Genomic DNA, 14,486 nt, shown 5'->3' with positions numbered 1-14,486 from the left:
TTTAAAGTGAATTTTCAACTTTATCAGATGTAACACTCAATTCTTTTAATGCTGTCATTAATTTTTTGTTTTCTTTCTCACTTCCTATTGTAATTCGTATGCAATTATTTACCAAGCTATTCCTGTTTCTCGTTATAATTTTTTGAGCTACTAATTGAGTATATAACTCATTCGCATTTCTAACCTCTATTAGTAGAAAATTAGCTTCTGAAGGATATACTTTTTTAACCAGTTCAACTTCCTCTAGCTGCTTTTCTAATTTTTCCTTTTCATTTAGAATTATATTTTTCTCAATTTCAAACTGAGCTAAATTATCTAGCTTATTAAGTACAGCTTCTTGATTTAAAGCACTAATATTATAAGGAGGTTTTACCTTATTATAGAGGTTTATAATATCAGAATTAGCATACGCTACTCCAACTCTAACACCTGCTAACCCCCATGCTTTACTAAAGGTTTGGCTAATAATTAGATTTTGATAGTTTTTTAATTGATTTATAAAAGATTCTTTAGTGCTAAAATCAATATAGGCTTCATCAATAATTACAATTCCTTTGAATTTACTAAGAATAAACTCAATTGTTTCATCTTCAAAGCAATTTCCTGTTGGGTTATTTGGTGAGCAGATGAATATTAATTTTAAATTTTCATCTTCTAAATAACGTTCTAAAACATCTGTATTAATCTGAAAATCTTGATTTAAATCTAATTTAATCAATTCAACATCATTAATGGCTGCGGAAACATTATACATTCCATAAGAGGGGGTAAAAGTTAGTGCTTTGTCTTTCCCTGGATTACAAAATATTCTAAATGCTAAATCGATTACTTCATCACTTCCATTTCCTATAAAGATTTGATTCTCATTTACACCTTTAATTTCAGACAATCGTTTTTTAATTGCCATTTGTTGTGGATCTGGATAACGATTCAAGTTACCAAATGGGTTCTCATTGGCGTCTAAATATACTTCAGCAATTCCTTTGAATTCATCTCTAGCAGAAGAATAGGCTTTTAGCTGTTGAATATTAGGTCGTACTATTTTTTCTAAATTAAACATTATTAAGCTCTTTTAATCTAACTGTTATTGCATTTTTGTGTGCTTGTAAACCTTCAGCTTCTGCCATCAATTCTATAGCTTCACCTAGGTTGTCTATACCTTCTTTAGTTACTTCTTGAAAGGTTATTTTCTTCACAAAACTATCTAACGAAACACCACTGTAGTTTTTTGCATAACCGTTTGTAGGCAATGTGTGATTGGTTCCACTAGCATAATCTCCAGCACTTTCACAACTATAATTTCCTAAAAATACTGAACCCGCATTCATAACTCCATCAATATATTCAGATGCTTTTTCTGATGCTATAATTAAGTGTTCTGGTGCATATTCATTACTAAAGTTTATACATTCTTCTTTAGAGTTAAAAACCACTGTAAAACTATTTTCTATTGCTTTTTTTGCAAGTTCTTTCCTAGGTAAATCTTCTAACTGTTTCTTTAACTCTACTTCAACATTTTTAGCAACTTCTTCGTTAGTAGTTACCAATACTGATTGACTGTCTGCTCCGTGTTCTGCTTGCGACAACAAATCAGCTGCTACAAATACAGGATTGCTAGTTTCATCAGCAATAACAAGTACTTCACTAGGACCCGCTGGCATATCAATAGCTACTCCTTGCTGTTGTACCAACTCTTTTGCCTTAGTTACAAATTGATTTCCTGGTCCTAAAATTTTATATACTTGAGGAATTGTTTCTGTTCCGTATGCCATGGCTCCAATTGCCTGTGCACCACCTACTTTAAAAATTTTAGTTACTCCTACTAAAGATGCAGTATATAAAATAGCTGCATTCACTTTACCTTCCTTATTGGTTGGTGTGCATAATACTATTTCTTTACAACCTGCTATTTTTGCTGGAACTCCTAACATTAGAATTGAAGAAAATAAAGGAGCTGACCCTCCTGGAATATATAAACCTACTTTTTCGATAGCAACGTTCTTTCTCCAACAAGTAACTCCTTTTGTTGTTATTACTTTTTTAGTTTCTTCTTTTTGAGAAGTGTGAAATTTTTCAATATTAGATTTTGCTAATTGTATAGCAGATTTTAACTCGTCTGAAACTAGTTTTTCTGCTTCTTCCAGCTCTTTTTCAGATACTTTTAAAGAATTTAGAGAGACTCCATCAAATAACTGAGTATACTTTTTTAAGGCTTTATCTTTATTTAGTTTTACATCATTAAGTATGGTTTTTACAGTTTCTTGCAAGCTGTTTTCATTTATCGTAGCCCTTTTACAAAGTGAACTCCATGTTTGTACTATTGGATTTTTTATAATTTTCATCTGTTTATTTTTATTGTTTTTAACTGTCATACCTAGACTGTACGTATAAGTACGAGGAAATAAATCCTTGGCTATTTTTCCTGCTATTAAACAACCATTTTTTCTATTGGACACACCAAAATACCTTCTGCTCCGTTGGTTTTTAGTTCGTCTATGATCTCCCAAAATTCATTTTTATTAAGTACAGAATGTACAGAACTCCAACCTTCTTCTGCTAAAGGAAGTACTGTTGGGCTACGCATTCCTGGTAAGATATCAATGATTTTGTCTAGTTTTTCATTCGGAGCATTTAGTAACACATATCTTGATTGTCTTGCTTTTAATACTGATTGAAGCCTAAATTGTAATTTGTTAAGTATCGCTTGTTGTTTTTCTTGAATCTTAGGTGAGACTGCCAATACAGCTTCCGATTTTAATAAAACTTCTACTTCTTTTAAGTTGTTTTTAAATAAAGTTGAACCACTAGATACAATATCACAGATTCCGTCTGCTAAACCTATATTTGGAGCTATTTCTACAGAACCGTTAATGATATGTAATTGTGATTTTATGTTCTTCTTTTCTAGAAATTTTAAAACTGTGTTTGGATATGAAGTTGCTATTTTTTTATTCTGAAAGTAGCTTATTCCTGTATATTCCTCATTTTTAGGAATTGCTAAGGACACTTTACATTTTGAAAAACCTAGTTTTTCTATGAATTGAATTCCTTCTCCTTTTTCTATTAACAAGTTTTCTCCGATAATAGCTATGTCAACTACTCCATCTTTTAAATACTGTGGAATATCTCCATTTCTTAAATAGAATATCTCTAATGAGAAGTTACTTGCTGAAGCTTTTAATTGATCTTTACCGTTATCAATAGAAACTCCACAATCTTTTAAAATTTGTAGGGAGTCTTGATTAAGTCTTCCTGATTTTTGTATGGCTATTTTTAATTTACTCATTTCTGGTTTTGAATAGGTTTGAGTAAATCGTTTTGAGAAGCTTGTTTCCTGGCGCCTTGGAAATAAAAAACCCGTTTGATTTACTCAAACGGGTTTAAAATATATCTTGATTTTATTCAATACATTTTCAGCTCGCCTGAGTGCAAGTATGAAAATGATGATGATGTAATTGAATAAAATTCATTTCTTTGTTTTTGTTAGTACAAATATCTGCAATAAAAATTGAATTATGCAAATTATTTTTAATAAAAAATAAAAACCACCTGAATTACAGATGGTTTCTATATTTATACCTAAAATAGGTTGTATTATTTTACGAAATTAATTTTACGCATACGTAAACTCTCTGGAGTAACTTCTAAGTACTCATCTGGTCTAATATACTCCATACATTCCTCTAGAGAAAAATCAATTTTTGGAGCAATTTTCACACCGTCATCAGAACCTGAAGCACGTACATTTGTTAACTTTTTCCCTTTAATTAAGTTAACTGCCATATCATCTGCTTTAGCATTTTCACCAACAACCTGACCTTTGTAAATCTCTTGGTTAGGGTCAATAAAGAAACGTCCTCTATCTTGTAAACGGTCAATTGCATAAGCAGTAGCTTTTCCTGTTTCAGAAGAAACAATAGCTCCTTTTAATTCTTCTGTAAAATCTCCTTTATAAGGTCCATATTCACTGAATCTATGGTTTATAATTGCTTGACCAGCTGTAGCTGTTAATATTTTATTACGTAAACCAATTAATCCTCTTGAAGGAATAGTAAACTCTAAGTGTTGTAAATCTCCTTTTGGCTCCATTACTAATAAATCTCCCTTACGTAAAGAAACTAAGTTAATTGCTTTAGAAGCTACATCTTCTGGAACATCAATTGATAATGTTTCGTATGGTTCACTCTTAACTCCGTCAATATCTTTTAAAATTACTTGAGGACGACCTACTTGTAATTCATAGCCTTCACGACGCATAGTTTCAATTAATACTGATAAGTGTAATACACCACGTCCAAAAACGTTGAATTTATCTTCAGTATCAGTTTCATCAACACGTAAAGCTAAGTTTTTCTCCATCTCTTTAAATAAGCGATCACGTAAGTGACGAGAAGTTACAAACTTACCTTCTTTACCAAAGAATGGAGAGTTATTAATAGTAAATAGCATACTCATAGTAGGTTGATCTACTTCAATTCTTGGTAAAGCTTCTGGATTATCTACATCGGCAATAGTATCACCAATTTCAAAATCATCTAAACCTGTTACTGCACAAATATCTCCACTACGAACTTTGTCTGCTTCAGCTTTACCCATTCCTTCAAAAACATGTAATTCTTTAATACGGACTTTTTTAGTAGTTCCGTCTGCTTTACAAAGCATGTAATCTTTATTCTTTTCTAAATCTCCACGATATACACGTCCAATAGCTATTCTTCCTTTAAATGAAGAATAATCTAATGATGTAATTTGCATTTGTGGTGATCCTTCACGATATGGTGCTTCTGGAATTGTTTCTAAAACAGCATCTAATAAAGGAATAATGTCTTCAGTTGGTTTTTGCCAATCTGTACTCATCCAACCATTTTTAGCAGAACCGTAAATAGTTGTAAAATCTAATTGATCTTCATTTGCTTCTAAAGCAAACATTAAGTCAAATACTTTTTCATGTACTAAATCTGGCGTACAGTTTTCTTTATCAACCTTATTAACTACTACGATAGGAGTTAACCCTAATTCAATAGCTTTTCCTAATACAAAACGTGTTTGAGGCATTGGTCCTTCAAAAGCATCAACCAATAATAAAACTCCATCTGCCATCTTTAATACACGCTCTACTTCTCCACCAAAGTCGGCGTGACCAGGAGTATCAATTACATTAATTTTTACTCCTTTATAGTTTACTGATACATTTTTAGATAAAATGGTAATACCGCGTTCACGCTCTAAGTCGTTGTTATCTAATAATAAATCAGTACGCTCTTTACGTTCATCTAAAATTTTAGCTTGATCTATAATTTTGTCTACCAAGGTTGTCTTTCCGTGGTCAACGTGTGCTATAATAGCAATGTTTCTTATTGATTGCATTCGTGCTTATTTTGAAGCTGCAAAAGTAGTGTTTTATTGTTTACGATTTACGAAATTTTATTTATGAATTCGTAATGTTTTATTTAATGAGCTATAAAAACATCATTTTATATGCTTTTCTCTTATTTTTAAAGAGTATTGAGATTTTTTTATTTTTTATCTTATTCAAATAAAAAATAATTTATAGTGAAGTTATTCTAGTTTAGGGTCTTCTAATTCCTCATCATCTTCTTTAAAGGCGCTTGGCAGAATATCTGGGATTAATTTTATAAGTAAAGGCAAAAGTAATGCTCCACCTGGTAGCATAAACACTGTAAATGCAGGAATCGCTTTACAAATATCAAGTGTTTGTTCTTTTACTTTTACCTTTTCTTCGTCTGTTAATGAAGTTGTTAGTGATTTTCTAACAAGAAAGATAAGCTCCTTACTTTCTTGGAGCTCTTTAGCTAATCTTTTTTTGTTTTTATTGATAGCTACTTTTATTTCATCAACTGTATTCATTAAAGCTTTCTACGTGCTTTTTCTGTTTTAAGTAAATTCAATTCTCTTGAAGTTTGTCCAGCTACAGAAGTATTTTCTTCTGCCCTACGAATTAAATATGGCATAACGTCACGAACGGGCCCAAAAGGAACATATTTCGCTACATTATATCCTTCTTTAGCTAGATTAAAACTAATGTGGTCACTCATTCCATATAATTGACCAAACCACATACGTTTATCATTAGCCGCAATATTATGCTCTTTTGCTAAATCCATCAATAAATATGAACTATCTTCATTATGGGTTCCTGCAAAAATTGCCATATTCTTATGATCCATCATATAACGAACTGCTTCGTTATAATTATCATCAGTTGCTTGTTTATCAACACAAATAGGAGATTCATAACCATTTTCTTTGGCTCTTTCACGTTCTTTCTCCATATAAGCTCCACGAACCACTTTCATTCCGATATGATATCCTTTTTGGTGAGCTCTTTGATGTAAGTTTCGTAAATATTCCATACGATCTTGACGATACATTTGTAGCGTGTTGAAAACAATAGCCTTTTCTTTATTGTAAATTTCCATTAACTCTTCAATTAAATCATCAGCAGCATCTTGCATCCAACTTTCTTCAGCATCTATCAATAACGGAACATCTTTAGCTTTTGCTGCTTTACATACAGTATGAAAACGTTCTACAACTCTATCCCACTCTACTTTTTCTTCTGAAGTTAACTCTTTTCCTTCAGTTAATTTTTGATATAAAGCAAAACGCCCAAAACCTGTTGGTTTAAAAACTGCATAAGGTATAGATTGTTTTTCTTCAGCAAAATCAATTGTTTTCAAAGTCATTTTTAAAGCATCATCAAACTGAGCTTCATCTTCCTTTCCTTCTACTGAATAATCTAAAATACTATGTACATTACCTTGTTCGTACATTTTTTCGATATTCGGTAAGCAATCATCTTCACTTACTCCTCCACAAAAATGATCGAAAACTGTTGAACGGATTAACCCTTCAACTGGTAAATGTGCTTTTAAAGCAAAGTTTGTTACCGCAGTACCTATTCTAACCATTGGCTGGCTCTGAATCATTTTAAACAAAAAATATGCACGTTCTAACTCTGAGTCAGATTTTAATTTAAAAGCAGTTTCTGTATTGTCAAAAAGTCTCATTATCGAGGTAATATTATATCTTAATTTATAGAGACAAATATAATTGAGTAGACTGATATATTTTAATTTTTTCTATTTAATTTCGCCTTATATTTTTTTGTTATTATGACTACAATTAACGCGGCAACATACCCTATTCATTTTGAAGAAAAAGGCTATAATAAATTAACTTCTTTAGTTTCTGAAAGAAATTATTCTTCAGTTTTTATTTTGGTGGATGACAACACTTTAGATTGTTGCTACCCTCGGTTTATGCAATTATTTGCTACAGATAAGCCGATTGAAGTTATTCAAATTGATGCTGGTGAAGTTCATAAGAATATAGAAACTTGTATGGGCGTTTGGAATGTAATGACTGAATTAGGTGCTGACAGAAAAAGCTTGCTAATAACTTTAGGTGGAGGTGTTATTACTGATTTAGGTGGTTTTGTTGCTTCTACTTTTAAGCGTGGAATTGATTTTGTAAACATTCCTACTACCTTGTTAAGCATGGTAGACGCTTCTGTTGGTGGTAAAACAGGTGTTGATTTAGGTGTATTAAAAAATCAAATTGGTGTATTTGCTAATCCTGAGTTAATTATTATTGACCCTGAATACTTGCATACAGTAACTCCTAGAGAAATTCGTTCTGGTACTGCAGAAATCATTAAGTATGGAATGACTCATGATATTCGTTTGTTCAATGAAATTAAAGATAACGACAAACTAAATATTGTTAATTTAATTCATCGTTCGATAGAAATTAAGAATGAAGTTGTTTTGGAAGATCCTAAAGAACAAGGAGTTCGTAAGGTTTTAAATTGGGGACATACTATTGGACATGGTGTAGAGTCTTATTTTTTAGAGAACCCGAAAAAAGAAGCCTTAACACATGGTGAAGCTATTGCTATTGGAATGGTTTGCGAGGCTTATTTATCATCAAAAGTTTTAGGGTTTTCTGAAGATAAAGTCTTTGAAATAAAAGATGCTATTATTAAGATATATGGTAAAGTAGGATTATTAGAAGAAGATTTTCAACCTATTCTTGAGTTAATGAAACACGATAAAAAGAATGTAGGAGGAGAAATTAACTTTGTACTCCTTAACGATTATGAAGATTTTAAAATAAATAGTAAAGCTTCTGATGAATTAATCAAAGAAAGTTTACAGTTTTATAATTCATAAAGAGTTTTTATATCTCTTTATTTTAGTTTTCCATTTATATACTCCTTGGCTGTTTTATAAATAGCATCTACTTCTTTAGTACTGAATCCACTAAATTCACCTAAAGGAAAACAAATAGTGGCATATGTTTTAAAAAACTTATGTTCTTCTGAAGATAACATCAAAAGCTTAGATGTGTGTGCTAAAACTTTTAGAGTTGTATTTAATTCTTCACTTGTTTTTTCAGAAGGATACACAACATAACTACCTACAATTGGGTATTCTGAATCTTTGAATGGATTGGTTGGAAAATTATCTATTATTCCTCCATCAGAATAAAGCATATCGTTTATTTTCACAGGATTGAATAAACCTGGTAATGCGCATGAAGCTAAAACTGGTTTTAATAACTCACCTTCATGAAAATACTCAGTTGTACCTCTATTTAAATTGGTTGTTGAAACCGTTAAAGGTATCTCTAATTCTTCAAATGTTGGTTTAATTTTATCTTTAATTAATCTTGCATAATTCGAGGAATTAAAAATTCCAGGTTTAGCAATCGTTATCCATGTAAACTGGAAAATTTCTGTAGTTTTAAAGAAGTTTAATATTTCTTTTGGCCTCATTCCTGAAGCATACATAGATCCTACTAGAGAGCCTGAACTACAAGCCGAAATAGCGTTGATTTTAATGTTCAACTCTTCAAGTTTTTCTAATAAAGCAATATGAGCCACTCCTTTTTCTGCTCCTCCACTCAACACTAAATTAATTGGTACATTAGTGTCAAGGTTTTTTATTTTTTCAAGAGAACATTGATATTTTTCTTTAATCATCTTTTTCTATTTATTAGCTTTCTTAAATATAACACAATAATTCTGTTATTAACTCACATAACATTTTTTATAGAGTTTTTCATAAGCTGGCAGAATATTATCTAATGAAAATAACTTAATATGTTCTTTAGCATTTTCTTTAAACTCACTTAAAACTGTATCATCTTTTAGGATATTAATTGCATTATTGGCCATACCTTCAATATCACCTAACTCACTTAAAAAACCTGTTATTCCATTAATATTTACTTCTGGTAAACCTCCTGTATTTGTAGAAATAACTGGTGTACTTGCAGCCATAGCTTCCAAAGCTGCTAATCCAAAACTTTCTGTTTCAGACGGTAGCAAAAACACATCTGTATAACATAATATTTTTGCAACCTCTGTACTATTTCCCATAAAAAGAACCTTGTCTTCAATTCCTAACTCTTTAGCTAAATTTTCCGCTTTTAAGCGTTCTGGTCCATCACCAACCATCAATAATTTTGAAGGGATTTCTTTTTGAACTTTATTAAAAATTCGAATTACATCGTCAGTACGTTTTACAGGTCTAAAATTACTTATATGTGTTAATATTCTTTCTTCTGGTTTAGCCAATGCTTCTCTTTTACACTCTCCTTCATGTGCCTTATCATACTTCTCTCCATCAATAAAGTTATATACTACTTTAATATCTTTTTCAATATTAAATAATCGAAGTGTATCTTCTTTTAAACTGTTGGATACGGCAGTAACTTCATCCGATTTGTTTATACTAAATTCTACTGCTGTTTTGTATGTTGGGTGGCTTCCTACCAAGGTTATATCTGTACCATGTAGTGTTGTTACAACCTTTACATCAATCCCCTTATCTTCAAGCATCTTTTTTGCCATATAGGCAGCATATGCATGTGGAATCGCGTAATGTACATGTAATACTTCAAGGTCATATTTTTGTACTACTTCTACCATCTTACTAGATAAAGCTAACTCGTAAGGTTGATATTGAAATAGTGGATACTCTTCTAAAACAACTTCATGAAAATGTAAACGGTGAGAAAAGAAATCTAATCGAACAGGTTGATTGTAAGTTATAAAATGTACTTCGTGTCCTTTATCTGCTAATGCCATTCCTAATTCAGTTGCTACTACTCCACTTCCTCCAAAGGTAGGATAACATACAATTCCTATTTTCATGTGTATCTGTTGATTATTTTTTGAATATGATTACTGACGTAAATTTACGGTATTACTTACTTTTTTTTGTAAAGATTTTCATAAAATAAAACGCCATTACGTAGTGTAATGGCGTTTTTAATATTAATTATAAAGTTTATCTTAATAATCTCCTAAAGTTTCAGGGTTTTGAGTTAAAGCAACCTCTAATTGTTCATCATTAGGTGCTTTACCATGCCATGCATGTGTATGCATCATAAAATCAACTCCATTCCCCATTTCTGTACGTAATAATACACAAACTGGCTTTCCGTTACCTGTACGTGATTTTGCTTCTGCCATTCCTGCTAAAACAGCCTCAACGTTATTGCCTTCTGCAATCTCTACAACATCCCAACCAAAAGCTTCAAATTTAGCTTTTAAGCTTCCCATAGCTAAAACTTCGTCAGTAGATCCATCTATTTGCTTTTCGTTTACATCTACCGTAGAAATTAAATTGTCAACTTTTTTAGCCGCTGCATACATAACAGCCTCCCAAATTTGACCTTCTTGTAACTCACCATCTCCGTGTAAAGAATATATAGTTTTGTTATCACCATCTAACTTTTTTGCTTGGGCTGCACCAATAGCAACACTCATACCTTGACCTAACGACCCAGAAGCAATACGGATCCCTGGTAAATGCTCGTGTGTAGTTGGGTGTCCTTGTAAACGAGAGTCTAATTTTCTAAATGTATCTAACTCGGCTACAGGAAAAAAACCGCTACGAGCTAAAACACTATAATAAACTGGCGAAATATGTCCGTTTGATAAAAAGAATAAATCTTCGTTTTTACCATCCATAGAAAAATCAGTAGAATAATCCATGATTTCTTGGTATAAACACGTAAAAAATTCTGCACATCCTAAAGATCCTCCTGGATGTCCTGAATTTACAGCATGTACCATGCGTACTATGTCTCTACGAACTTGTTGTGTAAACTCTTGTAATTGTTGTGTTGTTGGCATTATTGTTTTGTTTTATGCCCACAAATGTAATTGATTATGGAAAAATGAGCAATTACTTTTTTATTTAAGTAAAAGAAAAAGGGTTCATCTAAATTAAGTTTTCTTTTTCGTTTAATTTTCCCGTTCTAATGAATCGCTATTGAACCCTTTATTTACGTGATTCAAATAACTTATTTGTTTATTTCATTTACAAATAGTTATACACGGATTTTATAAAAAACGAGTTACAATAAAATATAACAAACTCATTTTTAAAATCTTACACACAAAATGAAGTCAAGTTTTTTTGGTACTTTTGAGTTCAAGTTGATTATATTGTTATGAAAAAAACATTTTTTTTATTTCTTATTATGGGGTTTAGTTTAGACATTTTCTCTAAAGTCCAAATAAAGAAAGATACTTTATCTCAAAAAAAATTTCAAGAACTAGTTGATTCATTTTATGAAAACAAGCATAATACCTCAAAAGCGGCTATATATGCTAAAGCTATTTATAATAAAGCTATTATTGAAAGTGACACCATGAACATGTTGCATGGAAAGTTTTTTTTAGCTGATATTTTAAATGATAAAAACATTTATATACGTTTTTGTGATTCTTTGATAAATATTACCAAAAAGCATCCTTCAAAAAATTTCCCTTCTGCAATATATTATCATAAATCAATATTTTATTTTAACGAAGGAATAAATAGTAAAGCTTTAGAAGAGTTAACACTAAGCAAGCAAACTTTAAGAAAAAATGATAGTCTAAAACATTTACTATTTATCCAGCTCGCTATGATTAAAAGCTCAGTTGGAGAAGTTGAAAACGCAATAGATCTTTATAAAAAAGCTTACTTATTCGCTAAACAAAAAAAGTACTTAAGTCATCAAGATTTCTCTACTCTTCCTTTAAATATAGCTTCCGCTTACAAAAAACTTAATAAAATTGATTCTGCATTTTTTTATAATAATGAAGCAGTAAGCTTGTATGAAAAAATAAATGATAGTTTGAGTTTAGGGTATTCTTTTTATGTATTAGGTAGTATAGAAAATAGAAGGAAAAATTATAATGAATCAATTATTTCATATAAAAAATCTATACCTTATATCATTAGTGACGAGAATTACAGAATTTTAATCAGAGCCTATGTTAAAATAGGGGTTCAATATAACTACTTAAAAAATAAAAAGAATGCCTTAAAATATCATCTAAAAGCAGACTCTTTGTTTAATGTAAGAGAGATTCCTAGTAAATATTTAGAAGACACTTATAAATATTTAATCAACCATAGTAAAAATAATAAAAACTTAAAGAAACAATTATTATACATAAATAAGTTATTGAAAATAAAGGATTTTAAGTTAAATGAAGAAAAGAAAATAAAGGAAACGCTCACTGAGGAATACGACATCCCTAACTTATTATCAGAAAAAAAGCAAGTAATAAAAGAGCTAGAAAAGGAAATTAATGAATCTAAGAGAAATAAAGTAGTGTATATTTCTTTATTAACATTATCATTTGTTTTAGTAGGATACCAAGTCAGAAGAAAAAAAACTTTAAAAAAACGTTTTATAGCATTAGCAAATCAAAACAAAACTGTAGATAAAAAAGAATCAGAGACTATATCACAACAAACCATTAATAAACATGAACTTTCTAACGAAACTATTGATCTTATTATTAATGGACTTGAAGCTTTTGAAAAAAATGCAGATTTTTTAAACTCTAAAATCAACTTACAACTATTAGCTGACAGATTAGATACCAATACAAGTTACTTATCGAAAGTAATCAATCAACACAAAAAAAACTCTTTTTCTAGTTATATAAATCAACTTAGAATTGAATACGCTATTGAAAAACTTAAAAGTGATACTCTCTGGAGAAAGTACACGATAAAAGCTATTGCGAAAGAAGTTGGTTTTAAAAATGCTGAATCTTTTTCGAGAGTTTTCTATAAATTTACAGGTATTAAACCTTCTTATTTTATTAAAGAATTAGAAAAATCTGAAAAAAATTAAGTCTTCTGCTTTTTCTTTTTAGCTGCAGGAAACAGTACATTATTCAATATTAAACGATATCCTGGTGAGGTTGGATGTAAATCTAATTCTGTTTTAGGATCTCCTACCCTATGCTGGTAATCTTCAGGATCGTGTCCCCCATAAAAAGTAAACATTCCTTTTCCTTTAGTTCCGTGAATGTAACGCCCTTCTCTATTTGTTTTATTTTCTCCTAAAACAATAATAGTAGATTTTATAGTATTGGGGTCAAAAGATGTTGTTTGCCCCATAAAACCTTTTACCAGCATAGTGTGGTTCTGGGTAAGCATTGTTGGAACTTGATCCCATTTTGCAGAAAATTCTTTTAATACAAAGTAGTCTACTTCTTTTCTTATTCTTCGTTTACGAGTCATATCTATTGAAGAGAACTCATACGTAGTAGGATTCCGAATCAATTCAAAATCTTTAAACACAAATGTTTTATTAAAATTTATTTTCGATTGGTAATTAGGTTCTGAAGCATCACCATCAAACATTCCTTCACAAATATCTACACCATCTGCAGCCAGCGCAATATCAAAACTATCGGTTGCAGAGCACATCGCAAACATAAACCCACCACCTACTACATAATCACGGATTTTTTTAGCTACGTCTCCTTTTTCTTCTGATACTTTACTGTATCCTAGTTTTTTTGCTAAAGCTTCTGCATCTTTTTTTTGTTGAATGTACCAAGGCGCTGTTCTAAAAGCTCCATAAAAACGCCCATACTGACCTGTAAAGTCCTCATGATGCAAGTGTAGCCATTCATACAACAATAGTTTATCATTTAGTACTTCTTCATCATATATTACATCAAACGGAATTTCAGCATATGTCAGTACCATAGTTACTGCATCATCCCACGGCATTTTATCTTTCGGTGAATACACCGCTATTTTAGGGGCTTTTTCTAAAGTTACTGCTTCTTGGTTTTTAGATGGTGATGAAATTTCTTCTAAAATTAATGCTGACTTAGCATCAGAAATGATTTGATAGGATACACCTCGTATTTTGCATTCTTTTTCTACTGCTTCATTATTTTCAATTAAAAAAGCACCTCCATCATAATTCAATAACCATTTTGCCTTCAACCCATTTTCTAAAGCATAGTAAACAATACCATAGGCTTTTAAATGATTTTTTTGATTTTCATTACTCATAGGTACATAAATAAATGATGCCCATAATGAGTTAGAAAAAAGGAAAAATGTTAGTATGTAGAGAAATTGTTTCATATCAAAAACTAAAATACACAATTACTTTTAAGCAATTGTGTATTCTATAATATT

General features: G+C 30.8%; 12 protein-coding genes. 2 read left to right on the top strand and 10 right to left on the bottom strand.

What is annotated here, in order from left to right; all coding sequences use genetic code 11:
* Position 1 precedes the first annotated feature (1 nt).
* The 6 genes from hisC to VCM48_RS01835 all read right to left on the bottom strand — a co-directional run bounded on the left by hisC (position 2) and on the right by VCM48_RS01835 (position 7,034).
* The gene (hisC, locus tag VCM48_RS01860; RefSeq protein WP_482271403.1) at positions 2–1,060 is read right to left on the bottom strand and encodes a histidinol-phosphate transaminase; all 1,059 of its coding nucleotides are present in this window, start codon (positions 1,058–1,060) and stop codon (positions 2–4) included.
* The gene (hisD, locus tag VCM48_RS01855) at positions 1,053–2,342 is read right to left on the bottom strand and encodes a histidinol dehydrogenase (protein WP_482271402.1); all 1,290 of its coding nucleotides are present in this window, start codon (positions 2,340–2,342) and stop codon (positions 1,053–1,055) included. The genes hisC and hisD overlap by 8 nt, the downstream gene beginning before the upstream one ends.
* Positions 2,343–2,428: 86 nt before the next feature.
* Positions 2,429–3,286 carry an ATP phosphoribosyltransferase gene (hisG, locus tag VCM48_RS01850; RefSeq protein WP_482271401.1) on the bottom strand — a complete coding sequence of 286 codons (858 nt, stop codon included), beginning with the start codon at positions 3,284–3,286 and terminating at the stop codon, positions 2,429–2,431.
* A gap of 308 nt (positions 3,287–3,594) precedes the next feature.
* Positions 3,595–5,367 carry a translational GTPase TypA gene (gene typA / locus VCM48_RS01845; RefSeq protein WP_274639820.1) on the bottom strand — a complete coding sequence of 591 codons (1,773 nt, stop codon included), beginning with the start codon at positions 5,365–5,367 and terminating at the stop codon, positions 3,595–3,597.
* 192 nt (positions 5,368–5,559) lie between these two features.
* Positions 5,560–5,868, bottom strand: coding sequence for an LETM1 domain-containing protein (locus tag VCM48_RS01840; protein ID WP_482271400.1), 309 nt, complete (start codon positions 5,866–5,868; stop codon positions 5,560–5,562).
* Complete coding sequence (locus VCM48_RS01835; protein WP_482272232.1) at positions 5,868–7,034, bottom strand: proline dehydrogenase family protein; 1,167 nt, start codon at positions 7,032–7,034, stop codon at positions 5,868–5,870. The genes VCM48_RS01840 and VCM48_RS01835 overlap by 1 nt, the downstream gene beginning before the upstream one ends.
* Positions 7,035–7,136: 102 nt before the next feature.
* Between VCM48_RS01835 and aroB the strand changes: the two genes are divergently transcribed.
* Positions 7,137–8,195, top strand: a complete 1,059-nt coding sequence (gene aroB, locus VCM48_RS01830; protein WP_482271399.1) for a 3-dehydroquinate synthase — start codon at positions 7,137–7,139, stop codon at positions 8,193–8,195.
* Between the two features lie 17 nt (positions 8,196–8,212).
* On the opposite strand, the gene VCM48_RS01825 is transcribed toward aroB, so the two are convergent.
* The 3 genes from VCM48_RS01825 to VCM48_RS01815 form a co-directional block, all read right to left on the bottom strand.
* Positions 8,213–9,007, bottom strand: a complete 795-nt coding sequence (locus VCM48_RS01825) for a patatin-like phospholipase family protein (protein WP_099214463.1) — start codon at positions 9,005–9,007, stop codon at positions 8,213–8,215.
* A gap of 48 nt (positions 9,008–9,055) precedes the next feature.
* The gene (gene bshA, locus VCM48_RS01820) at positions 9,056–10,183 is read right to left on the bottom strand and encodes an N-acetyl-alpha-D-glucosaminyl L-malate synthase BshA (protein WP_482271398.1); all 1,128 of its coding nucleotides are present in this window, start codon (positions 10,181–10,183) and stop codon (positions 9,056–9,058) included.
* Positions 10,184–10,324: 141 nt separating this feature from the next.
* Complete coding sequence (locus VCM48_RS01815; RefSeq protein WP_482271397.1) at positions 10,325–11,170, bottom strand: transketolase; 846 nt, start codon at positions 11,168–11,170, stop codon at positions 10,325–10,327.
* A 320-nt stretch (positions 11,171–11,490) separates the two neighbouring features.
* Between VCM48_RS01815 and VCM48_RS01810 the strand changes: the two genes are divergently transcribed.
* Entirely contained in the window at positions 11,491–13,176 is a 1,686-nt protein-coding gene (locus VCM48_RS01810) for a helix-turn-helix domain-containing protein (protein WP_482271396.1), read from the top strand.
* Here the strand turns inward: VCM48_RS01810 and VCM48_RS01805 are convergent.
* Positions 13,173–14,432 (bottom strand): asparagine synthetase B, encoded by a 1,260-nt coding sequence (locus VCM48_RS01805; protein WP_482271395.1) that lies wholly within the window; start codon positions 14,430–14,432, stop codon positions 13,173–13,175. The two genes, VCM48_RS01810 and VCM48_RS01805, sit on opposite strands and share 4 nt — an antisense overlap.
* Positions 14,433–14,486: the final 54 nt, after the last annotated feature.

The sequence above is a fragment of the Tenacibaculum sp. DPLXC6 genome (genome assembly GCF_056815515.1).
Note: the sequence above shows the minus strand (reverse complement) of the source record. Positions and strands in the feature narration are given on the sequence as shown.